Source organism: Streptomyces sp. NBC_01244 (assembly GCF_035987325.1).
Classification (GTDB): Bacteria; Actinomycetota; Actinomycetes; order Streptomycetales; family Streptomycetaceae; genus Streptomyces.
Genome location: NZ_CP108488.1, coordinates 5,335,877 through 5,359,088 on the forward strand (window position 1 = coordinate 5,335,877; position 23,212 = coordinate 5,359,088).

The 23,212-nt window shown below is 72.8% G+C and carries 19 protein-coding genes; 15 read left to right on the forward strand and 4 right to left on the reverse strand.

Annotated features, from left to right (window positions below; all coding sequences use genetic code 11):
• Positions 1 to 87: 87 nt before the first annotated feature.
• Positions 88 to 2,514: a SulP family inorganic anion transporter gene (locus tag OG247_RS24100; protein ID WP_327254209.1), complete on the reverse strand. Its 2,427-nt coding sequence runs from the start codon at positions 2,512 to 2,514 to the stop codon at positions 88 to 90.
• Positions 2,515 to 2,749: 235 nt separating this feature from the next.
• Here OG247_RS24100 and OG247_RS24105 point away from each other — a divergent pair, with 235 nt between their 5' ends.
• A complete protein-coding gene (locus tag OG247_RS24105) occupies positions 2,750 to 4,099 on the forward strand; it encodes a hypothetical protein (protein WP_327254210.1) in 1,350 nt (449 codons plus the stop codon).
• Here OG247_RS24105 and OG247_RS24110 read toward each other — a convergent pair.
• Entirely contained in the window at positions 4,053 to 5,063 is a 1,011-nt protein-coding gene (locus OG247_RS24110; RefSeq protein ID WP_327254211.1) for an ATP-binding protein, read from the reverse strand. The genes OG247_RS24105 and OG247_RS24110 overlap by 47 nt on opposite strands.
• Before the next feature lie 109 nt (positions 5,064 to 5,172).
• Between OG247_RS24110 and OG247_RS24115 the strand changes: the two genes are divergently transcribed.
• Positions 5,173 to 6,075, forward strand: a complete 903-nt coding sequence (locus tag OG247_RS24115; RefSeq protein WP_327254212.1) for an oxidoreductase — start codon at positions 5,173 to 5,175, stop codon at positions 6,073 to 6,075.
• Positions 6,076 to 6,558: 483 nt separating this feature from the next.
• Here OG247_RS24115 and OG247_RS24120 read toward each other — a convergent pair whose 3' ends face one another.
• A complete protein-coding gene (locus OG247_RS24120) occupies positions 6,559 to 7,428 on the reverse strand; it encodes an HAD family hydrolase (RefSeq protein WP_327254213.1) in 870 nt (289 codons plus the stop codon).
• A gap of 491 nt (positions 7,429 to 7,919) precedes the next feature.
• On the opposite strand from OG247_RS24120, the gene ssd reads away from it, so the two are divergent.
• The 7 genes from ssd to OG247_RS24155 all read left to right on the forward strand — a co-directional run bounded on the left by ssd (position 7,920) and on the right by OG247_RS24155 (position 12,977).
• Positions 7,920 to 9,116 carry a septum site-determining protein Ssd gene (gene ssd / locus OG247_RS24125; protein WP_327257596.1) on the forward strand — a complete coding sequence of 399 codons (1,197 nt, stop codon included), beginning with the start codon at positions 7,920 to 7,922 and terminating at the stop codon, positions 9,114 to 9,116.
• Positions 9,113 to 10,261 carry a TadA family conjugal transfer-associated ATPase gene (locus tag OG247_RS24130; protein ID WP_254385547.1) on the forward strand — a complete coding sequence of 383 codons (1,149 nt, stop codon included), beginning with the start codon at positions 9,113 to 9,115 and terminating at the stop codon, positions 10,259 to 10,261. Before ssd ends, OG247_RS24130 begins: the two co-directional genes overlap by 4 nt.
• A complete protein-coding gene (locus OG247_RS24135) occupies positions 10,258 to 11,142 on the forward strand; it encodes a type II secretion system F family protein (protein ID WP_327254214.1) in 885 nt (294 codons plus the stop codon). The genes OG247_RS24130 and OG247_RS24135 overlap by 4 nt, the downstream gene beginning before the upstream one ends.
• Positions 11,142 to 11,918 carry a type II secretion system F family protein gene (locus tag OG247_RS24140; protein WP_327254215.1) on the forward strand — a complete coding sequence of 259 codons (777 nt, stop codon included), beginning with the start codon at positions 11,142 to 11,144 and terminating at the stop codon, positions 11,916 to 11,918. Before OG247_RS24135 ends, OG247_RS24140 begins: the two co-directional genes overlap by 1 nt.
• 144 nt (positions 11,919 to 12,062) lie before the next feature.
• The gene (locus OG247_RS24145) at positions 12,063 to 12,254 is read left to right on the forward strand and encodes a DUF4244 domain-containing protein (protein ID WP_327257597.1); all 192 of its coding nucleotides are present in this window, start codon (positions 12,063 to 12,065) and stop codon (positions 12,252 to 12,254) included.
• Positions 12,241 to 12,618, forward strand: coding sequence for a TadE family type IV pilus minor pilin (locus OG247_RS24150; RefSeq protein WP_327254216.1), 378 nt, complete (start codon positions 12,241 to 12,243; stop codon positions 12,616 to 12,618). The genes OG247_RS24145 and OG247_RS24150 overlap by 14 nt, the downstream gene beginning before the upstream one ends.
• A 53-nt stretch (positions 12,619 to 12,671) precedes the next feature.
• Complete coding sequence (locus tag OG247_RS24155; RefSeq protein ID WP_442813381.1) at positions 12,672 to 12,977, forward strand: Rv3654c family TadE-like protein; 306 nt, start codon at positions 12,672 to 12,674, stop codon at positions 12,975 to 12,977.
• A 363-nt stretch (positions 12,978 to 13,340) separates the two neighbouring features.
• On the opposite strand, the gene OG247_RS24160 is transcribed toward OG247_RS24155, so the two are convergent.
• Positions 13,341 to 15,830 carry a DEAD/DEAH box helicase gene (locus OG247_RS24160; protein WP_327254218.1) on the reverse strand — a complete coding sequence of 830 codons (2,490 nt, stop codon included), beginning with the start codon at positions 15,828 to 15,830 and terminating at the stop codon, positions 13,341 to 13,343.
• 81 nt (positions 15,831 to 15,911) lie between these two features.
• Between OG247_RS24160 and bldG the strand changes: the two genes are divergently transcribed.
• The 6 genes from bldG (at position 15,912) to OG247_RS24190 (ending at position 22,902) form a co-directional block, all read left to right on the forward strand.
• The gene (bldG, locus tag OG247_RS24165) at positions 15,912 to 16,253 is read left to right on the forward strand and encodes an anti-sigma factor antagonist BldG (RefSeq protein ID WP_243339893.1); all 342 of its coding nucleotides are present in this window, start codon (positions 15,912 to 15,914) and stop codon (positions 16,251 to 16,253) included.
• A 101-nt stretch (positions 16,254 to 16,354) separates the two neighbouring features.
• The gene (locus tag OG247_RS24170) at positions 16,355 to 16,795 is read left to right on the forward strand and encodes an ATP-binding protein (protein WP_327254219.1); all 441 of its coding nucleotides are present in this window, start codon (positions 16,355 to 16,357) and stop codon (positions 16,793 to 16,795) included.
• A gap of 688 nt (positions 16,796 to 17,483) precedes the next feature.
• A complete protein-coding gene (locus tag OG247_RS24175) occupies positions 17,484 to 19,901 on the forward strand; it encodes a sodium-translocating pyrophosphatase (RefSeq protein ID WP_327254220.1) in 2,418 nt (805 codons plus the stop codon).
• Between the two features lie 185 nt (positions 19,902 to 20,086).
• Complete coding sequence (locus OG247_RS24180) at positions 20,087 to 20,653, forward strand: small secreted protein (RefSeq protein ID WP_327254221.1); 567 nt, start codon at positions 20,087 to 20,089, stop codon at positions 20,651 to 20,653.
• 297 nt (positions 20,654 to 20,950) lie between these two features.
• A complete protein-coding gene (locus OG247_RS24185) occupies positions 20,951 to 22,522 on the forward strand; it encodes a DUF7059 domain-containing protein (RefSeq protein ID WP_327254222.1) in 1,572 nt (523 codons plus the stop codon).
• 182 nt (positions 22,523 to 22,704) lie between these two features.
• Positions 22,705 to 22,902, forward strand: a complete 198-nt coding sequence (locus OG247_RS24190) for a hypothetical protein (protein WP_327254223.1) — start codon at positions 22,705 to 22,707, stop codon at positions 22,900 to 22,902.
• The last annotated feature ends 310 nt before the right edge of the window (positions 22,903 to 23,212 follow it).

Below are 23,212 nucleotides of genomic sequence, written 5' to 3' on the forward strand. Positions count from 1 at the left end.
TCGAAGGGGTTCTACCCGTTCAGCTGTTCAGCCTGTTGGCCGTTCAGTCGGTTGGCCGGGGGTCGGGGGCTGGGGCCGGTTGGCCGTTCAGCCGCGCAGCGCGCCCGTGCCGACGGTGTCGAAGACCCGGCAGTCGAAGAAGTCCTCTCCCTCCGACAGCAGGTACGCCTGCGCCTCGCCGACGTGGAAGTACATCCCGTGCAGCTCCAGCGTGCCCTCGGCGAGCCGCCGGGCCACCGATTCGTGGGCCCTCAGGTGCTCCAGCTGTTGCACCACATTGGTCAGGCACAGCTGCTCCACGGCGTCGGCCGGCAGCCTCCCGGAGATCCGCGCCCAGGCGTGATGGCGGCTGGCCATCCGCTCCAGGCTCGGCAGCCCGTGCCGCAGCCACCGCCGCAGCGGGGTCATCGGTACCCCGGGCGCGGAGCTGAGCAGCGCCTGCATGGCCCCGCACCCCGAATGCCCGCAGACCGTGATGCTGTCCACCTGGAGGACGTCCACGGCGTACTCGATGGCCGCCGCGACCGAATCGTCCGTGGACTCGGCCCCCGGGAGCGGGACGAGATTGCCGACGTTGCGCACCGTGAACAGGTCCCCGGGGCCGCTGGCCGTGATCATGCTCGTCACCAGGCGGGAGTCCGCACAGGTGAGGAAGAGCTGTGAGGGCCGCTGTCCCTCGCGGGCCAGCCGGGCCAGCTCCTCGCGGACGTGCGGTGCCGTGTCCCGCTGGAAGGCGCTGATCCCGTTGGCCAGTTGACCGGCGCCGCGCCCGCGTGCCGCCACCGGCGCGGTGGCCGCGAGGGGCAGGGAGAGCGCGGCCGTGCTCGCGTCGGCCTCCGGGGCCGTACGGGAATCCGTGGCGCGGTGGTCGCAGTGGTTCTGCCACGGCGTCCAGGGACGGCAGCACTGGTGGTCCCCGCGCTGCGCACCCCGGTGGGCCCGCTCCGCGAGCCGGACCCACTCGGCCCGCGTCGGCTGGTCCGGCTGGTCCGACTGGTCGGATCCGGAGATCCTGGTCCCGGGCCGGCCGGTGACCTCCAGTGAGCCCCCGTGCGCCAGGTGGGAGTCCCGCCAGTCCTGGAGGGTCTCGTAGGCGGCGTGGTCCATGAACGAGCCGTCCAGTTCGATGACGGCGTGCCCGTTGCCCGGGATCTGGTTCAGGACCCGGCTCAGCCGCGGTACGGCGAGGAAGGTCAACTGCCCCCGCGCCCACACCCGGTGGACACCGCTGTCGAGGCGCTCGATGGTGATCCGGGTCCGGGCCAGGCGGTGCAGGGCCAGGGCGACGGCCATCGCGATGCCGATGGCGACGCCCTCCAGGACTCCGCCGAGCACCACGGCCACGATGGTCGTGGCGTAGACGAGGAACTCGCGGTGCCGGGTGACGGTGCGCAGGTGCGTGGCGCTCACCATCTGCACGCCGACCGCCATCACCAGTGCGGCGAGCGCGGCGAGCGGGATCAGGTCGAGGACCGGTACGAGCAGTCCGGCGGCGAGTAGGACCCAGAAGCCGTGCAGCATGGACGATCTCCGGCTCACGGCACCGGACTTGACGTTGGCCACGCTGCGGACCGCGACGCCCGTGATGGGCAGCCCGCCCAGGGCGCCCGAGACGATGTTCGCCGCGCCCTGGCCGCGCAGCTCGCGGTTGAGGTCGGCCCGGGCGGGGCGCTTGCCCGTGGTCCGCTCGGAGGCGATCAGCTTGTCGGTGGCCACCGCCGAGAGCAGTGACTCCACACTGCCGACCAGGGTGATGGTCAGCACCGCGGCGATGACGCCGAGCACCGGACCCTCGGGCAGCTCGGGCAGTGCGTGGCTGCGCCAGGACGGCAGGTCCACGCGGGGCAGGGAGAGCTCGGCGAGGGCCGCGAAGGCCGTAGCGGTGGCGACGGCGGCGAGTGCGGCCGGCACCTTGCGCAGGGCCTGGCCGACCCGGCCGGGCAGCCGGGGCCAGCCGAGCAGCACGACCAGCGTGAGCACGCTGATCCCGAGCGCGACGGGGTGCAGGTCGGCCAACTGGGCGGGCAGCCCCTGGACATTGGCGACGGCGGAGCTCTGTGGGGTGCCGCCGAGCACGATGTGCAGTTGCGCCAGGGCGATCGTCACGCCGATGCCCGCGAGCATGCCGTGGACGATGGCCGGGCTGACCATCAGCGCGGACCGGGCGGTCCGCAGTGCGGCGAGGCCCAGCTGGCAGCAGCCCGCGAGGACCGTGATGGCACAGGTGGTGCGCCAGCCGTAGTGCTGGATCAACTCGGCGGTGACGACGGTGAGTCCGGCCGCGGGGCCACTCACCTGGAGGGGTGCTCCGCCGAGCCGTCCGGCCACGATCCCGCCGACCGCCGCGGCGACGAGCCCCGCCTGGAGCGGGGCTCCGGTGGCCAGGGCGATGCCGAGGGAGAGCGGCAGGGCGATCAGGAAGACGGCGATGGAGGCGGAGAGGTCGACGGAGAGGTCGCAGGAGGAGGCCCGCCCGGAGGGCGGAGGGGAGGTGGTGGTGGGGGTGCTCGTCATAGGTCCCGTCTCCTCGGGGGAGGGGTGAAGCGGCGGGATTATCAACACTCGGTAAACGAACGGTAATGGAGAGTAAAGACCAGTGGTAGGTAATACGGGCAAATGGCCTAGGAATTAGCGCGCACGAGTGAATAGGCATTTAGTACGGCTTGTCACACCTTCCTTAAAACGGACCGCATGGGACGTTGCGGCGCGGAAGTCCTGCGACGGAACTGCGAGGGAAGAGGTGCGGCGGATGACTGCCACCACGAAGAGGCCCGCCACGGAGAAGGCCGCCAAGAAGAGGATCGCCGGCGGCCTCGTCGCCACGGCGCTGGTCCTGGGAGTGGCCGGGTGCAGCACCTCGGAGCCCGCCGGCCGTCCGGCCCCGGGAGGTCAGGCGGCCAAGAAGGGCGCGCTCGCGCCGGAAGGCCCGGCTCCGGGCAGCGTGAAGCGGCTCATCGGGGACGGCTCGACCTCGTACACGGGCCTGCAGCCGAACGTACGGAAGGCGGAGAAGCTGAAGCCCGGCGAAAAGCCGCCGCAGTTCGTCGTCTATTCGTGGGACGGGGCGGGAGAGGACAGCCAGAAGCTCTTCTCGCATTTCCGTGAGGTGGGCAAGAAGTACAACGCCCGTATGACGTACTTCCTCAGCGGCGTGTACATGCTCCCGGAGGAGAAGCGTTCCCTCTACACCGCACCCCAGCACTCCGCGGGCCGCTCCGACATCGGCTTCGGCGACCCCCAGGGCATCAAGGACACCGCTCTCCAGGTGCGCGAGGCCTGGCTGGAGGGCAACGAGATCGGCACCCACTTCAACGGCCACTTCTGCGGACCCGAGGGCGGCGTCGGGACCTGGTCCGTGGACGAGTGGAAGAGCGAGATCAACCAGGCCAAGTCCTTCGTCAAGAACTGGAAGACGAACTCGCCGGCCCTCAAGGGCATGGAGGCGCTCCCGTTCGACTACGACAAGGAGATGATCGGGGCCCGCACCCCCTGCCTCGAGGGCCAGAAGAACTTCATGCTGGCGGCGAAGGAGATGGGCGGCTTCCGCTACGACTCCAGCGGCATCAGCAAGCAGATCTGGCCGAAGAAGACGGACGGCCTCTGGGACATCCCGCTCCAGCTGGTCCCCATGCCGGGCCGCGCCTTCGAAACGCTCAGCATGGACTACAACTACCTGGTCAACCAGTCCGGTACGACCACGCAGGGCGATCCCTCCCAGCACGCCTACTGGGGTGAGCAGATGCGCGACGGCCTGGTCAAGGCCTTCGAGCGGACCTACCAGGGCAACCGTGCGCCGCTGATCATCGGCAACCACTTCGAATCCTGGAACGGCGGCACCTACATGCGTGCCGTCGAGGACTCCATCAAGACCATGTGCACGCAGAAGGAGGTCCGCTGCGTGCCCTTCCGGGAGCTGGTGGACTGGCTGGACGCCCAGGACCCGAAGGCCCTGGAGTGGATGCGCACCCTCGACGTCGGCGAGGCGCCGAAGGCGGGCTGGAACACCTTCCTGACGGCGGGGCCGCCGGCCAAGCCGGCCGCCCCCGCCGGGGTCAAGCCGGCTGCGGAGCCGGCAGAAGCGAGTCAGAACGAGGAGTGAGCAGCTCCCGTAGGACGAAACCGGGGTCGACCTGATCCGCCAGGTCGACCCCGGTCTTCGCGTTGCCCCAGCTCTCCGCGTTGCGCAGGTGGAAGTGGACCATCTGCTCGGTGTACCGCTCCCAGTCGCGGTGCGCGTAGGAGTCGTCCGCGGCGTCCTGGAGCGCCTGCAGGGCCAGCCGGTTGGTGGCCTCCAGCAGCTCGAAGGCGGCCGGGCGGCCCTTCTCCATCGCCCGTACCCAGTCCGACTGCCCGACGGTGACCAGCAGGTCCTCACCGGCCTCGTCCTGGAGGAACTCGATGTCCTCCGGACCCTGCACCTTGTTGCCGACGACCTTGAGCGTGATCCCGAAGTCCCGCGCGTACTCCTTGTACTGGCGGTAGACGGAGACGCCCTTGCGGGTCGGTTCGGCGACCAGGAAGGTCACGTCGAAGCGGGTGAACATGCCGGAGGCGAAGGAGTCCGAACCGGCCGTCATGTCGACGACGACGTACTCGTCCGGGCCGTCGGCGAGGTGGTTGAGGCAGAGCTCGACCGCGCCGACCTTGGAGTGGTAGCAGGCCACGCCCAGGTCGGACTCGGTGAACGGCCCCGTCGCCATCAGCCGTACGGGCTCGCCGTCCAGGGTGAGGGTGCGCGCGCAGGCGTCGTAGACGGGGTTGTCCTCGTCGACCCGCAGCAGCCGGGAGCCGGTACCTGGCGGAGTCGTCTTGATCATGGTGTCGGCGGAGGCGATGCGCGGGTTGGATCCCCGCAGGTAGTCCTTGATGAGGGGCAGGTGCGCGCCCAGCGCGGGCAGTGAGGCCGCATCGTCCTCGCTGAGTCCGAGCGCGGTGCCCAGGTGCTGGTTGATGTCGGCGTCCACCGCGACGACACGGGCTTCATTGGAGGCGAGGTGGCGGATGAAAAGGGAGGACAGCGTGGTCTTGCCGCTGCCGCCCTTCCCCACGAAAGCGATCTTCATGTTCACGAAGGGTAGTGGGTCGGTGGCTTTGTGTTGTATGCCTGAGTGAAGAAGACCACTCCAAGGAGGGGTCGGTGCTATGGGGGAGCAGTGCGTAGGCTCCTTACTTATGAGTAGCGCCTCTGCTTCAGCCGCCTCTTCGGCCTCTTCCGCTTCCTCCGCCTCGGGCTCTTCCTCCGCCTCGGCCTCTTCCGGAGCCGCCGCCGACCCGCTCGCGCCGCTGGCCGGTCTGCCGGGCGTCGCCGAGTCCGTGGATTCCGTACGCAAGGCCGTGGACCGGGTCTACGGCCACCGCGTCATGCGCCGCCGCGCCGGGGCGATCACCTCGGAGGCCGCGCTGCGCGGGGCCCGCGGGAGCGCGGCGCTGTCCGGGGCCGACTGGGCGCTGGAGGAGGTCCGCCGCCGGAGCGACTTCGGCTCGGAGCCCGAGGCGCGCACGGTGGGTGCCGCTCTGCGCCTGACGGCGGAGGCGGGCCAGCTGCTGAGCATCTGGCGCCAGTCGCCGCTACGGGTCCTGGCGCGGCTCCACTTGGTGGCCTCGGGCTCCACGGCCGACGGCGACATGGTCGGCAGGCCCCGCCTGGCCGGTGAGCCGGTGGACGAGCCCCTGATCGACCTGCCCCTGCCCGACGCCCAGGAGGTGGCGGGTCGGCTGGACGGGCTCTCCCGCCTGATCATCGCGGGCGGCTCCGCTCCGGCGCTGATCACGGCGGCGGTGGTGCACGGCGAGCTGCTCGCGCTGCGTCCGTTCGGTTCGTACAACGGCCTGGTGGCGCGGACGGCGGAGCGGATCGTGCTGATCAACAGCGGCCTGGACCCGAAGGCGATCTGTCCGGCGGAGGTCGGTCACGCGGAACAGGGCAGGGAGGCCTATGCGGAGGCCTTCAAGGGCTACGTCTCGGGGACGGCGGAGGGGATGTCGGCCTGGATCGCGCACTGCGGCCGGGCGATCGAGCTCGGGGTCCGCGAGTCGACGGCGGTCTGCGAGGCGCTCCAGCGCGGCGCGGCCTGACGGGGCCGGTCGGGGGTCGCACGGGGCTTGGCGCGGCCTGACGGGGCCGGGCGGGGCCTCACGGGGCTTGGCGGGGCGGCCTCACGGGGCCGGGCGGGGCCTCACGGGCCGGCCGGGAGTCGATGGGGCCTGGCAGGCCCCGGACATGGGTTGCGGCGACACCGTACTGCTCTGGTGTCGCCGCTGGCACTTACGCCCAGTTACCAAGCGTCCTCGATGATTGCCCATCAGGTCGGGATCTTTGCCCGTTCCCTGGTGCGGCTGGCCCGTAATCGACGGGTCGACGTCGCGTGGGTGCTCGGCGTTCATGCTTCGGTCCGTGGGCCTTACTGCGTTTTAAAGATGATCCTCTCGGATGTTCTTTGGTCTCGCGGGCCGTTGCTTCATTTGTACTCCGCTTCCGAGTGGAGCGAAACCCCTGGCCGCATTTCTTTGCTTTCCGGTGTGATTCCGGATGTATCGGACACCCGGTGTTCGTGCAGGTCAGCGCGAGGCCGTGGCAGCCAGGGCGCGCCGTCGGCTCGCGTACCAGACCAGTCCGGCGGTGGCCGCGGCAGCGCCCACCGCGGCTGCGGCGACCAGCGCCGGCCGCGCCGGCATCGACAGTCCCGGCAGCCGCTGCTTCAGCCGTACCGGCCGGTTGAAGACCAGTACCGGCCACTCGCGTGCCACCGCTTCCCGCCGCAGCGCCCGGTCGGGGTTGACCGCGTGCGGGTGCCCGACCGCCTCCAGCATCGGGACGTCGGTGACCGAGTCGCTGTACGCGTAGCAGCGCGAGAGGTCGTACCCCTCGGACTCCGCGAGTTCCCGTACGGCCTCCGCCTTGGTGGGGCCGTAGGCGTAGTACTCGATCTCGCCGGTGAAGCAGCCGTCCTCGCCCACGACCATCCGCGTGGCGACGACCCGGTCGGCGCCGAGCATCTCGCCGATGGGTTCGACGACCTCGGCTCCGGAGGTGGACACGATCACCACGTCGCGGCCCGCGGTGTGGTGGGCCTCGATGAGGGAGGCGGCCTCGTCGTAGATCAGCGGGTCGATGAGGTCGTGCAGGGTCTCGGCGACGATCTCCCGGACCTGCTGCACGTTCCACCCCTTGCAGAGGGCGGACAGGTACTCCCGCATCCGTTCCATCTGATCGTGGTCGGCGCCGCCGGCCAGATAGATGAACTGCGTGTAGGCGGTGCGCAGCACGGCCCTTCGGTTGATCAGGCCGCCCTGGTAGAAGGACTTGCTGAACGTCAGAGTGCTCGACTTCGCAATGACCGTCTTGTCCAGGTCGAAGAAGGCTGCGGTGCGAGGCAAGGAGTGCGGCAAGGGCTGATTTTCCACGACCCGAGCATATGCGCCCACCATTCGGCGTAAAGTGCGGCGCGTGGGTTTGCCTGAGAAGGCTCTCGGGTACACCATGGAAGTCACGGATCGTTCGCGACCGTGCTAACCCGGTCTGGCTCCTCCCCCCCCGAGTCGGACCGTGGGGACGACCCCCGCTCTCCCCCCCGGCGGGGGTCGTCGCATGTCCGGACGCGGTTCGCGTCCCTGCCTTCGACCCCAAGTGATCATTCCTCGGCCTTCCTCGTCTTCGAGGGGCCCGCGCGTCGAAGGCCCTCACCCCCTCGAACTCGTCACGCTGCGTAGTGGTTCCGGCGCGCTCCGGAACTCACCTGTAGGGGTGAGCGGGTTATTCACAATGGGGCGGCTGTCCACGGTTTTTGAGCAAGATCCACTTCCTTTTCCCGATCCCGTCACGGTGATTCCGGCCGCGAAGTCCGCGGCGCTGGATTTGCGGTGAGAAGGAGGCGGAGATCGTGGCTGGATCGAAGTCGTGTGAAGTCCGGGATCTCGCGGTGGCGGGCGGGGACAGGCCGAATCCCGGGGCCGGCGGGCCTGTGGCCGCCGGTGGACGGCCGCTGATCATCACCGAGGACCCCCTGCTGCTCGACGACCTGCTGCGGCTGTGCGCCGCCGCGGGGGCCGAGCCGCATGTGCACCACGCGGTGCCCGAGCAAAGCGGAGCCGACCGTGAGAGTGGCGGCGGGAGCGGCGGGAGCGGCGGGAGCGGCGGGGGTGCCGCGGGTGTCATGGGTGTGGCGGGGGTCGGCTGGGAATCGGCGCCCCTCGTATTGGTCGGCGACGACGCCGCCCGGCGGGTGCGCGGCGCACCCCGGCGGGACGGGGTGCTCCTCGTCGGCCGGGATCTGGACGACCCCCACGTCTGGCAGCGGGCGCTGGAGATCGGCGCCGAGGAGGTGCTGACCCTCCCCGACGCCGAGAGCCGGCTCGTCGACAGGATCGCCGATGTGGTGGAAGGCGCCGGGCGGCCCGCCCTCACGGTCGGGGTGATCGGGGGTAGCGGTGGAGCCGGAGCCTCCACCCTCGCCTGCGCCCTGGCCCTGCGGGCCGCCCGGGCAGGCGAGCGGACCATCCTCATCGACGGCGACCCCCTCGGCGGCGGTATGGACGTCCTCCTCGGAGGCGAAGCCGCCGAAGGGCTGCGCTGGCCCGACTTCGCCGCCTCGCGCGGCCGCGTCGGCGCCGGAGCCCTGGCCGAATCCCTGCCCGAGCTGCACGCCCTGCGGGTACTCAGCTGGGACCGCGGGGACCGGGTGGTGGTGCCGCCCGCCGCCATGCGCTCGGTGGTGGCCGCGGCGCGGCGCCGGGGCGGGGTCGTCGTGGTCGACCTGCCGCGCCGGGTCGACGAAGCCGTGGCGGAGGTGCTCGCGCAGCTGGACCTGGTGCTGATGGTGGTGCGGGGCGAGTTGCGGGCGGTGGCCGCCGCCGGCCGGGTGTCCGCCGGAGTCCGCATGGTGGCCCGCGACGTCCGCGTGGTCGTACGGGGCCCCGCGCCGGGCGGACTCGACGCGGAGGCCGTCGCCGGACTGCTGGGGGTGCCGCTGGCCGGCGAAGTACCGGTGGAGGTGGGGCTTCCGGGCCGGGTGGCCGAGGGCGAGCCCCCGGGAGCGCACGGCCGGGGCGCCCTCGCCCGCTTCTGCGACGGCTTCTGGCAGCGCGCGCTCGGCTCCGCCCAGGGGGCGTCGGCATGAGCGCCGTACTCCTCGACGCGGTGCGCCAGCGGCTTGCCGAGAGCGGGGCGGAGCCGACCCCGGCGCGGGTGGCGGCGGCCCTGCGGGCCCAGGGCCGGTTGCTGGGCGACGCGGAAGTGCTCGGCGTCGCCGCGGAACTGAGGTCCGAACTGGTCGGCGCGGGCCCGCTGGAGGCACTCCTCGCCGACCCCGAGGTCACCGACGTCCTGGTGGCCGCCCCCGACCGGGTGTGGGTGGACCGCGGCGGCGGGCTGGAGCTGACCGGGGTGACCTTCGCCGACGCCGCCGCGGTGCGCAGGCTCGCCCAGCGGCTCGCCGCCGTCGCCGGACGCCGACTCGACGACGCCCGGCCCTGGGTGGACGCCCGGATGCCCGACGGCACCCGCCTGCACGCCGTACTGCCTCCGGTGGCCGTCGGCTCGGCGTGCCTGTCCCTGCGGGTCGTGCGACCGCGCGCCTTCACGCTGGAGGAGCTCGTCGCGGCGGGGACACTGCCGCCCGGCGGACAGCGGCTGCTGCGGGACATGGTGCGGGCCCGGCTGTCCTTCCTGGTCTCGGGCGGGACGGGCACCGGCAAGACCACCTTGCTCAGCGCCCTGCTCGGGCTGGTCGGCCCCGGGGAGCGGATCGTGCTCGCCGAGGACTCGGCCGAGCTGCGGCCCGACCATCCGCACGTGGTGCGGCTGGAAACCCGGCCGGCCAACCAGGAGGGCGCCGGCCAGGTCACCCTTGCCGACCTGGTCCGTCAGGCCCTGCGGATGAGGCCGGACCGGCTCGTCGTCGGCGAAGTCCGGGGCGCCGAGGTCGCGGACCTGCTGGCCGCCCTCAACACGGGACACGAAGGCGGCTGTGGCACGGTCCACGCGAATGCCGCCGCCCACGTGCCGGCCCGGCTGGAGGCCCTCGGTACGGCCGCCGGACTCGACCGGGCCGCCCTCCACAGCCAGTTGGCGGCGGCCCTGACCCTGGTGGTCCACCTCGTACGGGACCGGGCCGGCCGGCGCCGGGTCGCCGAGGTGCACGTCCTGGAGCGGGACCCGGCCGGGCTCGTGGTCACCGTGCCGGCGCTGCGCTGGGGCGCCCGGGGGTTCGTACGGGACCGGGGCTGGGAGCGGCTGCGCCCGCTGCTCGCGGGTGCCCGGTGAGCGCCGGGGCGGTGGTGCCGCTGCCGGCGCTCGCCGGGGTGCTGTGCGCCGGAGCGGCCGCCTGGGCGCTGGCCGGGGCCGACCGGGTGCCCCGGCGGGCCAGGGCGGTACTGGCCGGGGCGGGGCCACCGGTACCGGCCGGACCGGCACCCTGGGAGCGCCTGGTGGCCGGAGTCCGGGTCCGGGCCGCGCGCAGCCGGGAGTGGGCCTGCCTCGGGGCCGGGCTGGTGCTCGCACTGCTGGGCGGGTCGGTGATCCCGATGCTCGCCGGGGCGGCGGCCGTGCCGCTGGTCCGCCGGTGGCTGCGGGCCAGGGAGCGGGCGCGGGCCCGGACGGCGCGGGCCGCCGAGGTGGTGGCCCTGTGCGGAGCGGTGGTGGGCGAGCTGCGCGCCGGTGCGCAGCCCGGCCGGGCGCTGACCGAGGCGATGCGCCGCACGGTGTCCGGCCCCGGCGGGCCGGGAGCCGCGGAGGCCGGGGTCCTGGCGGCCGCTGCCTTCGGCGGGGACGTGGCCGCAGCACTGCGGGAGGCGGCCCGGGAGCCCGGCGCGGAGGGGCTGGCGGCGATGGCGGCCTGCTGGCGGGTCTCGGTGGACGGCGGCGCCGGGCTGGCCGCCGGACTGGACCGGCTGGAAGGGGCCCTGCGGGCCGAGCGGGACCGGGAGGAATCCCTGCGCGCCCAGCTCGCGGGAGCGAGATCGACGACGGCGGTGCTGGCCCTGCTTCCGGGGGTCGGTCTGCTCATCGGTACCGGGCTGGGGGCCGATCCGCTGCGGGTGCTCCTGCACACGCCGGTGGGGTGGGGCTGCCTGCTGGCCGGCTCGGCACTGGAGGCGCTGGGGCTGCTGTGGTGCCGGCGGATCGTCAGGGTGGCGGAGCGGTGATGGACGGCTTCGCGATCCACAGGCTGGGGATGGCCCTGTGCCTCGCGGCGGCGGCGCTGTGGGCGGCGTCGGCGGTGGCGGCGCGCATCCGGGAGCGGGCGGCCCGGCGCCGCCTCACCCGGATGCTCGCGGTGGAAGCAGCGCGCAGTCGGCCGCCCGCCGGGCCCCGGCTGCGGGCGGCGGTGACGGCCTGGGCCGGGCCGGCCGGAGCACTGGCGGCGGCCTGGCTGCTGATCGGGGGGCTCGCGGGCGCGGCGGCAGGCTGCGCGGCGGGCTTCGCGGTCCGCAGATGGCTCGCGCGACGGCGGCCGGCCACAGGGGTCGACCTCGGGGAGGCGGAGCGCCAGCTTCCGTTCGCCGCCGACCTGTTGGCCGCATGCCTAGCGGCCGGAGCCGGGCCGGTGGACGCCGCCGAGGCGGTGGGGGAGTCGCTGGGCGGCCCGGTGGGCGACCGGCTGGCAATGGCCGGAGCGGAGCTGCGCCTCGGCGGCGAACCGGGCGCCGCGTGGGGGAGGTTGACGGCGATACCGGGAGCGCGCGCCCTGGCCGAATGCCTGGAGCGCTCCGCGCGCACGGGGGCGCCCGCCGCGGAACCGGTGTCCCGGCTCGCGTCGACGCTCCGGGCGGACCGCGCCCGGAGGGCTGGAGCCCGGGCGCAGCGGGCGGCGGTCCTCGTCACCGCGCCGGTGGGCCTGTGCTTCCTCCCCGCCTTCCTCGCGCTGGGAGTGGCGCCGGTGGTGATCGGAATGGCCTCCGGCCTCCTCTCCGCCGACTGAAGGGCCGACTGAAGGGCTGAATGACGGCCGACCGAATGGGCCACCTGAAATGACCATCTGACATCTGAGATCTGAGATCACGTCAAAAAGCTGAATCAACGGGAGGTTGTCATGTCGATCATCTGGATTCGCGTGCGGGCGGCAATGGCGGGGCTGGCGGGGCGGGCGGGACTGAAGGGCCACGGGGGCGACGCGGGAATGTCCACATCCGAATACGCCATGGGCACGATCGCGGCGTGTGCGTTCGCGGCCGTTCTGTACAAGGTGGTGACGAGTGAACTGGTCTCGACGGCACTTCAGTCGACCATCGGGAAGGCACTCGATGCGCCGTTCTGAGCGCGGTTCCGAGCGCCGTTCCGACCGCGGATATGTGACGGCGGAGGCGGCCCTGGTGATTCCGGCGCTGGTGCTGTTCGCGGCGCTCCTGGTGTGGGCACTGATGGCGGCAGCCGCACAGATCCGGTGTGTCGACGCCGCTCGGGCCGGTGCCCGGTCGGCGGCCCGGTCGGAGCCGGCGGGCGCGGCGGTCGCGGCAGCGGTGGCCGCCGCCCCGCCCGGGGCGCGGGTGGAGCTCTCGCGGGAGGGTGATCTGTGGCGGGTCCGCGTCACGGCTCCCGCTCCGGGACCGGCCGCGGTGCCGATCCGCCTCACCGCCTTGGCCGCCGCCCTGGCCGAGGACACCGTGGGGCCGCCGCCGTGACCGGGAGGTGCGCGGGCCCGCGGGACCGGGGGTCGGCCACGGTGTGGGCGGTCGTGGTGGCGACCGTGCTGGTGGCGGTGTTCGGCGGGGTGCTCCTGCTCGGGCAGGCGGTGGTCTCCCGGCACCGTGCCGCGGCCGCGGCCGACCTCGCCGCCCTCGCGGCGGCGGCGAGCTGGGCCCACGGCCCGGAGGCCGCCTGCGCCACGGCGATACGGGTGGCGGTGGCGCAGGGCGCGCGGGTCACCGAGTGCGTGGTGACGGGCGAGGTCGCGGAGGTCACCGCCCGCGCCCCGACGGGCCCCTTCGGACCGGAGCTGCGCTCCCGCGCGGGCCCGCCGTTGCCCGGGGAGCCCCGGTGAGGGGGCCTCCACAGGGCCGGGTCCGCCGGGTCCGCGGCCGGGCGCGCTGCGGGGCCACGGGTGTCCAGGCGGCCCGTCCGGGAGGGCCTGGGGATACGAGTGCGGTCCAGGGGAGGGGGAGGTACGAGGCGTGGTCCGGGCTGGCTGGCACCAGACACCTGCCACCAGACACCTGCCACCCGTCACCCGTCACCCGTCACCTGACACGGTCCGGGCGGCGCCAGGGGCGATATCAAGCCAATCGCCGGTGATCCCGGGAAGCCGGAGTTCCGGCCCGGTGCCCCGGTCGCGGCGGCGGCTCCGGCCCGGGGTTCGCCCGGCGGAGCCCGGTCGGCCCGGCCGGCCCGGGTGGCTCGGAGGGGCTCAGGGCGTCCCTGACGGGGTCGGGGCCGGGTCCGGGGACGGGGCCGGGGATTCCGAGAGGAGGTGGGTGAGGAGGCGGACGGCGCCGCGCTTGTGCAGGGGGTCGTTGCCGTTGCCGCACTTGGGGGACTGGATGCAGGAGGGGCAGCCGGCCTCGCACTCGCAGGCGGCGATCGCGTCCCGGGTCGCCGTCAGCCAGGCGCGGGCCGTGTGGAAGGCGCGCTCGGCGAAGCCCGCTCCGCCGGGGTGGCCGTCGTAGACGAAGACCGTCGGGAGGAGGGTGTCGGGATGCAGCGGGACGGAGACCCCGCCGATGTCCCAGCGGTCGCAGGTGGCGAAGAGCGGGAGTAGGCCGATCGAGGCGTGCTCGGCGGCGTGCAGGGCGCCGCCGAGGATCTCCGGGTTGATCCGGGCCTCGTCGAGCTGGTCCTCGGTGACCGTCCACCACACGGCCCGGGTGCGCAGGGTGCGGGGCGGCAGGTCCAGTTTGGCCTCGCCGAGCACCTCGCCGGTGATCAGTTTGCGGCGCAGGTAGGAGACGACCTGGTTGGTGACCTCCACGGAACCGAAGCAGAGCCTGCCCCGCCCCCAGGCGATCTCCGTCTCGGTTTCCAGGACGGAGATGGCGGTCGTGTCGCGGGCCGTGGTGGAGAACGGCGGGCTGGCCTCCTCGACCAGCGCGACGGAGTCCTCCAGGTCCAGGTGCTTCACGAGGTACGTGCGGCCCTGGTGGAGGTGGACCGCCCCGTCGTGGACGGCGGTGTGGGAGGCCTCCTCGTCGACCGTGCCCAGGAGCCGGCCCGTGGCGGCTTCGACGATCTGGACCGGGCGTCCGCCGCCGCCCCGGATGTCGGTGAGGTCCGAGGCCCGTTCCCGGCGGGTCCAGTGCCAGCCCGCCGCCCGGCGGCGCAGCAGTTTCGCCGCTTCGAGCTGGGGGAGGAGGTCGCGTGCCGCCGGGCCGAAGAGGTCGAGGTCGGGCTCCGTGAGGGGTAGCTCGGCCGCGGCCGCGCACAGGTGCGGGGCCAGGACGTACGGGTTGTCGGGGTCCAGGACCGTGGCCTCCACCGGCTGCCGGAAGAGGGCCTCGGGGTGGTGGACCAGGTAGGTGTCCAGCGGGTCGTCGCGGGCGATCAGGACGGCCAGCGCGCCCTGGCCCGAGCGTCCGGCCCGGCCGGCCTGCTGCCACAGGGAGGCGCGGGTGCCCGGGTAGCCGGTGATCAGGACGGCGTCGAGGCCGGAGACGTCCACGCCCAGCTCCAGGGCGGTCGTCGCGGCCAGGCCGAGCAGGTCGCCGGAGTGCAGGGCCCGCTCCAGGGCCCGGCGCTCCTCGGGCAGGTAGCCGCCGCGGTAGGCCGCGACCCGCCCGGGCAGCGAGCGGTCGACGGCGGCGAGCTTCTCCTGGGCGATCACGGCGATCAGCTCGGCGCCGCGCCGGGAGCGGACGAAGGCGACCGTGCGGACGCCCTGGACGACCAGGTCGGTGAGGAGATCGGCGGTCTCGGCGGTGGCCGTACGCCGTACGGGTGCGCCCCGCTCCCCCTTGAGGTCGGTCAGGGGCGGCTCCCACAGGGCGAAGACGACCTCGCCGCGCGGGGAGGCGTCGTCGGAGACCTCCACCACCGGCAGGCCGGTCAGCCGGGCCGCGGCGGTCGCCGGGTCGCTCGCGGTGGCCGAGGCCAGCAGGAACACGGGATCGGAGCCGTAGCGGGCGCACAGCCGGCGCAGCCGCCGCAGGACCTGGGCGACGTGGGAGCCGAAGACGCCCCGGTAGGTGTGGCACTCGTCGATGACCACGTAGCGCAGGGCCCGCAGGAAGGAGGACCAGCGCGGGTGGGCCGGGAGGATCCCCCGGTGCAGCATGTCGGGGTTGGTGAGGACGTAGTTCGCGTACTGGCGCACCCACTCGCGCTCCTCGACCGGGGTGTCCCCGTCGTACACGGCGGGCCGGACGGCGTTGCCGAGGGGGCCGGCCAGTTCCCGTACGGCGCGGCGCTGGTCGGCGGCCAGGGCCTTGGTCGGGGCCAGGTACAGGGCGGTCGCGCCCCGGCCGTTGGGTGCCTCGGCGCCGTCGGCGAGGGCCGAGAGCACGGGCGCGAGGTAGGCCAGCGACTTGCCCGAGGCGGTTCCCGTGGCGACGACCACGGACTCTCCGTCGAGGGCGTGCTCGGCGGCCGCGGCCTGGTGTTCCCACGGATGGTCGATCCCGGCGGCCTGAATCGCGGCTACGACATCAGTTCGGATGCGATCGGGCCAGACCGCATGACGACCCTCCCGAGGGGGCAAGTGCTCCGTATGAGTGATGCGCGCAGCCCGGGAAGGCCCCCGTGACAGCCGGTCCAGGACCGTGCCGGGGGTGGGTCTGACGTCCTCGGGTGCCGTGGGCGGACCGGGACGGTGAGTGTTGGCCATTGGAACCGAGTGTGTCACCGGCGTGCGGGACAATGGTCCGAAGGCGTCGTGCGCGCCTGCCGGTAAGTGATTGAATGCCATCGCGGCAGCCAATCCCTCGCCCACCTTCGGGTGGGGAGGCCCCTGGGGGGCGCCGCTCGATAGCAAGGTGCTGGAGGATCCGTGGACCTGTCCCTGTCGACTCGCACTGTCGGCGACCGTACGGTCGTGGAGGTCGGTGGCGAGATTGATGTGTATACCGCGCCCAAGCTGCGCGAGCAGTTGGTCGAGTTGGTGAACGACGGCAGCTACCACCTGGTTGTCGACATGGAGCGAGTGGACTTCCTCGACTCCACCGGACTTGGTGTGCTCGTGGGAGGCCTCAAGCGCGTCCGCGCGCACGAGGGCTCGCTGCGTCTGGTGTGCAACCAGGAGCGCATCCTGAAGATCTTCCGAATCACCGGTCTGACCAAGGTGTTTCCGATCCACAACTCGGTGGAAGACGCCGTCAACGCCACCGACTGACGGCGCTCGGCGGCGAAACGGCCGAAGATGGAGCGGGGGGTACCGGGCCACAAGCGGTCCGGGCCCCTGTAAGGCACGCCCGTAGTCCGAGGGGGACGCGCATGGCCACCGTTGAACTGCGCTTCAGCGCCCAGCCCGAACACGTCCGGACGGCCCGCCTGGTCGCGGCCGCCGTGGCGCGGCGGGCCGGTGTCGAGGAAGCCGTCCTCGACGAGGTCCGCCTCGCCGTGGGCGAGGCCTGTTCGCGTGCCGTCGGACTGCATCGCAGCAACGGGCTGACCGCGCCCGTCCGGGTGGTGCTGACCGAGGAGGAGAAGGTGTTCTCCATCGAGGTCAGCGACGAAGTACCCGGACCGGCCGGCGGCCCGTCCGCAGCCGTGCCCGGAATCGACGCCGTCCTGGACCCCGACATCGAGGGCGAGGACGAGATGGGCCTTGCCGTGATCAGCGGCCTGGTCGACGACGTCGACGTCATCAGCGGGGAAAACGGCGGGACCATCCGGATGAGCTGGCCCGTCTCGGGGACCTCCGAACTGCCGTAGCCGGCTGTGGTCGGCCGTAGCCGGCCGTAGCCGGGCCCGGCCGGACGGACAGCGGCCCGGCTCCGGCCGGGGTCGGCGATTCGGCCTGCCCATCGCTTCGTGCCCGCCGGGTGGCCTCGTGCCGCCCGGCGGGTTTTCGTGCTGCCCGGCGGGACCGGACCGTGTCCCGCTCGGGGGCTTCGTGCTGCCCTGCGGTGGGTCCTTGCGGACGCCGCTTGGCGGGTTCTCGTGGTGACCGGCGGGTTCTCGTCCCGGCCGGGGGGTTTCGTGGTTCCCGGCCGGTTTCCTGCCCCGGCCGGCCCTCGCGGCGGTCGGTTCCCGGAGGTCGGCCGTCCGGCGACGGGGGACCGGGCGGGTGCCGGTAAGGCGTCGGAGCACCGGGAGTGGGGGCACCGATGATGTTCCGCCGCGCGTGCCGACGTATCTTCTGATCTTATTCAAGGCCCTGCCGAGCAGGGCCTTTCGGGTAATCGTAGATCCATTCCGTGATCGTTCTCCGGCGGTTTTCCGGATCGGTGATCAGGCGTCAATGCTTTTGCCCCGTTACCGCTTTCGAGGGTAATGGAGTGACCAGATCTATTGGTGAGGAGCAAGTGCGAGCCAATTCCGTTTCCTGCGTACTGTTTTGATCGGGTTCCGCTCCCTACAATCCGTCCACATCTTGAGCTCATCACGTCAAGGAGGACGAATGACGGGGCTCTTCACCCCTATCGCGCCCGGTCGCACCACTGACCTGGCATCCGCAGTACTCACCGATGACAACCGGCTCATCGTGATCGTCATTGCGGCCGTTGCCATCGCCGCGCTCGTCGTCGCGCAGATCCTGGTCCGCCAGGTCCTCGCCGCCGACGAGGGAACCGACAAGATGAAGGAGATCGCCGCAGCCGTCCAGGAAGGCGCCAACGCCTACCTCGGCCGGCAGCTCCGCACGCTCGGCGTCTTCGCCGTCGTCGTGTTCTTCCTGCTGTTCCTGCTCCCCGCCGACGACTGGACGCAGCGGGCGGGACGTTCCGCCTTCTTCCTCGTCGGCGCCACCTTCTCGGCCGCCACCGGCTACATCGGCATGCGCCTCGCGGTCCGTGCCAACGTCCGCGTCGCCGCCGCCGCGCGCGAGGCCACCCCCGCCGAGGGCGAGCCCGCCAAGGACCTGACCGAGGTCTCCCACAAGGCCATGCGGATCGCGTTCCGCACCGGCGGCGTGGTGGGCATGTTCACCGTCGGCCTCGGCCTGCTCGGCGCGTCCTGCGTCGTGCTCGTCTACGCCGCCGACGCGCCCAAGGTCCTGGAGGGCTTCGGCCTCGGTGCCGCGCTCATCGCGATGTTCATGCGTGTCGGAGGCGGCATCTTCACCAAGGCCGCCGACGTCGGCGCCGACCTGGTCGGCAAGGTCGAGCAGGGCATTCCGGAGGACGACCCGCGCAATGCCGCGACCATCGCCGACAATGTGGGCGACAACGTCGGAGACTGCGCGGGAATGGCCGCCGACCTCTTCGAGTCGTACGCCGTCACCCTCGTGGCGGCCCTCATCCTCGGCAAGGCCGCCTTCGGCGACCTGGGCCTGGCCTTCCCGTTGATCGTCCCCGCCATCGGGGTCGTCACGGCGATGATCGGCATCTTCGCGGTCTCCCCGCGGCGTACCGACCGCAGCGGAATGACCGCCATCAACCGCGGCTTCTTCATCTCCGCGGCCATCTCGCTGGTCCTCGTCGCGATCGCCGTCTACGCGTACCTCCCGGGCACCTACAAGGAGCTCGTCGGCGTCGACGACGCCGCGATCTCCGGGCACTCCGGTGACCCGCGGATCCTGGCGCTGGTCGCCGTCGCCATCGGCATCGTGCTCGCGGCCCTGATCCAGCAGCTCACCGGCTACTTCACCGAGACCAACCGCCGCCCCGTCCGGGACATCGGCAAGTCGTCCCTGACGGGCGCCGCCACGGTCGTGCTCGCCGGCATCTCGGTCGGTCTGGAGTCCGCCGTCTACACGGCGCTGCTCATCGGCCTCGGCGTGTACGGGGCGTTCCTGCTCGGCGGCACCTCGATCATGCTGGCGCTCTTCGCGGTCGCACTGGCCGGCACCGGTCTGCTCACCACCGTCGGCGTCATCGTCGCCATGGACACCTTCGGCCCGGTCTCCGACAACGCCCAGGGCATCGCGGAGATGTCCGGGGACGTCGAGGGCGCCGGCGCGCAGGTGCTGACCGACCTGGACGCGGTGGGCAACACCACCAAGGCCATCACCAAGGGCATCGCGATCGCCACGGCCGTGCTCGCCGCGGCCGCGCTCTTCGGCTCGTACAACGACGCCATCGCGAACGCGGTCAAGGAGGTCGGAGCCAAGACGGCCGGGGAGATGAACCTCAGCCTGGACATCGCTCAGCCCAACAACCTGGTCGGGCTGATCCTGGGCGCGGCCGTCGTGTTCCTGTTCTCCGGCCTCGCCATCAACGCCGTGTCCCGCTCGGCGGGCGCGGTGGTCTACGAGGTGCGCCGCCAGTTCCGGGAGCACCCCGGGATCATGGACTACACCGAGAAGCCCGAATACGGGCGCGTCGTGGACATCTGCACCAAGGACGCGCTGCGCGAACTCGCCACGCCCGGGCTGCTCGCCGTCCTCACCCCGATCGCCGTCGGGTTCACGCTCGGCGTCGGAGCCCTCGGCTCCTTCCTCGCCGGCGCGATCGGCACGGGCACCCTGATGGCGGTCTTCCTCGCCAACTCCGGTGGCGCGTGGGACAACGCGAAGAAGCTCGTCGAGGACGGGCACCACGGCGGCAAGGGCAGCGCGGCCCACGAGGCCGTCGTCATCGGCGACACCGTCGGCGACCCGTTCAAGGACACCGCCGGTCCCGCCATCAACCCGCTGCTCAAGGTCATGAACCTGGTGGCGCTGCTGATCGCCCCCGCGATCGTGCAGTTCAGCTACGGGGCGGACGCCAGTCCGACGGTACGGGCGATCGTCGCGGTCCTCGCGATCGGCGTCATCGTCGGTGCGGTGTACATCTCCAAGCGCCGCGGCATCGCCGTGGGCGACGACGGGACGGGCGAGGGCGCGACCGCCGAGCGGGTGGGCCAGCAGGCCGACCCGGCGGCGGCGGTCTCTTCCTGAGACGGACGGAGCGGGCCTGAACCGGCCCGATCCGGCTCGACTCGGCCCGACCCGGGGCTCGACTCGACCCTACGCCCGAATGGCGGACGGGCGGCGCGGACTGACGCGCCGTCCGTCCGCCTTTGCGTTTCCCGGATGGTGGACGTGTATCTTCCGGGCCGAGAGCCTTCGAAGGGACCAATCCGGTGAACAAGAAGCTTGCGGCCGCGGTATCGGGCGCTGCGGTGCTGATGCTCGTCCTGTCCGGCTGCGGCGGGGACGACGGCGACAAGAAGACCGACGCCTGGGCCAAGAAGGTCTGCGACAGCTGGCAGCCCGAGCTCGAGAAGATCGAGAAGGCGAACGCCGACATCAAGCGGGTGGCGACCGAGAGCAGCAAGCCCGAGGAGGTCCAGTCGACCGACTCGGCGGCCTTCGGGACCATGTCCGAGTCGTACAAGGCGATGGGTACGGCCCTCACGAACGCGGGAGTTCCGCCCGTCAAGGACGGGGAGAAGACCCAGGCCGCCGCGGTCATGGGCTTCGAGTCGACGTCGGCGGGCTACACGGCCCTGAAGACGAAGATGGACGCCCTCGACGCCAAGGACCAGGGCAAGTTCGCGGAGGGCCTCAAGGAGGTCGCGGGCGGCCTGGAGGAAGCGACCAAGGGCGGCAAGGAAGCCCTCGACCAGCTCAAGGCGGGCGGCCTGGACAAGTCGATGAACAGTCAGAAGGGCTGCCAGGTGACGACTCCGTCGCCGGCGCAGTCCTAGTCCGCGTCGTCCTCGACCGCCTCGACGGCCTCGTCGTTCGGGGGCCTGGTCCTGGACGAGGACGCGCGGGCGGCCGCCTTGCCGGCGGCGCCGCACACACCGGGGCGGCCGGGATCCTTCGGGACCCGGCCGCCCCGGCGCATGTTCCGGGGACGGGTCCGGCCGTACGGAGCTGCGCCCGGTCGGGGCCCGTCCCGGGGTGCGGCCCCCGGGCGGGAGCTCGCGGGGGGCGACGGGCGCCCACGCCGTAGGCCGTGTGGCGCGGGCATTGGCGGCGGCAGCGGCCACAATGGGCGGGTGAGTACCACCAGCCTTCCCCCCGGTCTGCCCGCCCGCCTCCCCTCGTCGGCCCGCGCGGCCGAGCTGCGCGCCGCGTTGCTCGCCGCGGGCTTCACCGCCGACGGGCTGCTCGACCTGCTCGGTGCCCCGGCGTACGCCGCGCTGGCACGCAGCGAGACGGTCCCCGCCCTGCGCGCCACGCGGAGCCGCGGTGACGGGCCGCTCGCGAGCCTGACCCGGCTCTTCCTGCTGCGCCAGCCGGTGCCGTACGTACATGCCGCGGCCGCCCTGCCCGTGGACGCGGCGCTGGCCGACGGCTGGCTGCGGCGCGAGGGCGACGAGCTGCACGCCACCGTGGACGTACGCCCGTACGGCGGTCCGGACGGCGAGGACTGGTTCATCGTCTCCGACCTCGGCTGCGCGGTCGGCGGGGCCGGCGGGATCGGCAGCCGCGACGAGGGCGTGGTCCTGGGCGTCGGCGGTGCCTCCACGACGCTGGCGGGGATCACCGTCCGCACGCCGGTCGGCTCGGCTCTCGACGTCGGTACCGGATCGGGGATCCAGGCGCTGCACGCGGCCCAGCACGCGACCCGGGTCACGGCGACCGATGTCAACCCGCGGGCCCTGGAGTTCACCCGGTTGACGCTGGCGCTGTCGGGTGCCCCCGAAGCGGAACTGCTCGCCGGGTCGCTGTTCGAGCCGGTCGGGGCGGCCACGTACGACCTGATCGTGTCGAATCCGCCCTTCGTGATCTCTCCGGGGGCCCGGCTGACGTACCGGGACGGCGGGATGGGCGGCGACGACCTGTGCCGGACCCTGGTCCAGGAGGCCGGAGCCCGGCTCAACCCGGGCGGATTCGCGCAGTTCCTGGGCAACTGGCAGCACGTGGACGGCGAGGACTGGCACGACCGGGTACGGGCCTGGGTACCGCGCGGCTGCGATGCCTGGATCGTGCAGCGTGACGTGCAGGACGTGACGCAGTACGCGGAGTTGTGGCTGCGCGACGCGGGCGATCACCGCACCGACCCCGCCGAGTACGAACAGCGGTACGAGGACTGGCTGGACGAGTTCGAAGCCCGCAAGACCAAGGCCGTCGGCTTCGGCTGGATCACGCTGCGGCGCAGCGACGCGGCCGAGCCCTCGATCGTGGTCGAGGAGTGGCCGCACTCGGTGGAACAGCCGCTCGGGGAGGCCGTCCTCGACCACTTCGCGCGCCAGGACTACCTGCGCGACCACGATGACGCGGCCCTGCTCGCGGGCTACTTCCGGCTGACCGAGGAGGTCGTGCAGGAGCAGGTCGGCGCGCCCGGCGCGGAGGATCCGGAACACGTCGTGCTCCGGCAGAACCGGGGCATGCGGCGCGCCACCAAGGTCGACACGGTCGGGGCCGGCTTCGCCGGGGTGTGTGACGGATCACTGAGCGCGGGGCGGATTCTGGACGCCATCGCCCAGTTGGTCGAGGAGGACCCGGTGGTCCTGCGGGACCGGACGCCCGAGGCGATCCGGATGCTGGTCGAGCAGGGGTTCCTGGAGCCGCTGACCGGGGCGGACACCGGAGCGGAAGCCGGGGCGGGAGCCCCGGGGGAGTAGGGGCGGCGGCGGCCGTGCGCCGGTGTGCGCCGCCGTGCGCCGGTGCGCCCCGTGCGGGCCCCGGGCACGTCGGAGCCGGGATGTAACCCCAGGTTCGCCTGCCGTCTCCCCCCGGGTGAAACCCTCCGCTCAGCGGGATCCGGGGGGATCCCGGGAGCGGCCCGGGGGATGAGGTGAACGGCATGGAGCACGGTCCGGCGATCTTCGCGGCGGCCGTGTTCCTGCTGTTCGGGGCCGCTCTGCTGGCTTGGACGGGGGCGCGTGCCCTACGCGGCGCGCCGGTGGCCGAGGGTGTGCGCCCCGTCGTGGCCGTACCGGTGGCACTGCTCGCCGGCGGGGTGTCGCTGGCCCTCGGGGTCTGGTGCCTCGGACGGCTCTGAGGGCGGGGGCTCGCTGAGGCGAAGCTCACGGGGCGGGGGCTCCCCGGCATCCGTGCCCCTCGGCATTCGGGCTCCGCGGCAGGCAGGCCCTCGGGGGCCGGGCGGTGTCTTCCCTGGTGGTCGGGGGTGCTTCGGTCCGGCGGGGGTGGGGCTTGGGTTCTGCGGCCGCGGAATCGGCCGGATGTCGCCCACGTCCGGCGGCGCGCCGGGTTTCCTCCGCTCGTCCCGAATGTGCGCAGGATCGTAAAGAACGACGTGAAGCGGGGTCCCGGGGCGGGGCCAGACGGCCCTTCGGCCACCCTGCCCGGTG

Coding starts and splice junctions, on each gene's coding strand:
- OG247_RS24100 (WP_327254209.1), bottom strand. CDS start 2,514: ATGACGAGCACCCCCACCACCACCTCCCCTCCGCCCTCCGGGCGGGCC.
- OG247_RS24105 (WP_327254210.1), top strand. CDS start 2,750: ATGACTGCCACCACGAAGAGGCCCGCCACGGAGAAGGCCGCCAAGAAG.
- OG247_RS24110 (WP_327254211.1), bottom strand. CDS start 5,063: ATGAAGATCGCTTTCGTGGGGAAGGGCGGCAGCGGCAAGACCACGCTG.
- OG247_RS24115 (WP_327254212.1), top strand. CDS start 5,173: ATGAGTAGCGCCTCTGCTTCAGCCGCCTCTTCGGCCTCTTCCGCTTCC.
- OG247_RS24120 (WP_327254213.1), bottom strand. CDS start 7,428: ATGGTGGGCGCATATGCTCGGGTCGTGGAAAATCAGCCCTTGCCGCAC.
- OG247_RS24130 (WP_254385547.1), top strand. CDS start 9,113: ATGAGCGCCGTACTCCTCGACGCGGTGCGCCAGCGGCTTGCCGAGAGC.
- OG247_RS24140 (WP_327254215.1), top strand. CDS start 11,142: ATGGACGGCTTCGCGATCCACAGGCTGGGGATGGCCCTGTGCCTCGCG.
- OG247_RS24145 (WP_327257597.1), top strand. CDS start 12,063: ATGGCGGGGCTGGCGGGGCGGGCGGGACTGAAGGGCCACGGGGGCGAC.
- OG247_RS24150 (WP_327254216.1), top strand. CDS start 12,241: ATGCGCCGTTCTGAGCGCGGTTCCGAGCGCCGTTCCGACCGCGGATAT.
- OG247_RS24160 (WP_327254218.1), bottom strand. CDS start 15,830: ATGGCATTCAATCACTTACCGGCAGGCGCGCACGACGCCTTCGGACCA.
- OG247_RS24170 (WP_327254219.1), top strand. CDS start 16,355: ATGGCCACCGTTGAACTGCGCTTCAGCGCCCAGCCCGAACACGTCCGG.
- OG247_RS24175 (WP_327254220.1), top strand. CDS start 17,484: ATGACGGGGCTCTTCACCCCTATCGCGCCCGGTCGCACCACTGACCTG.
- OG247_RS24190 (WP_327254223.1), top strand. CDS start 22,705: ATGGAGCACGGTCCGGCGATCTTCGCGGCGGCCGTGTTCCTGCTGTTC.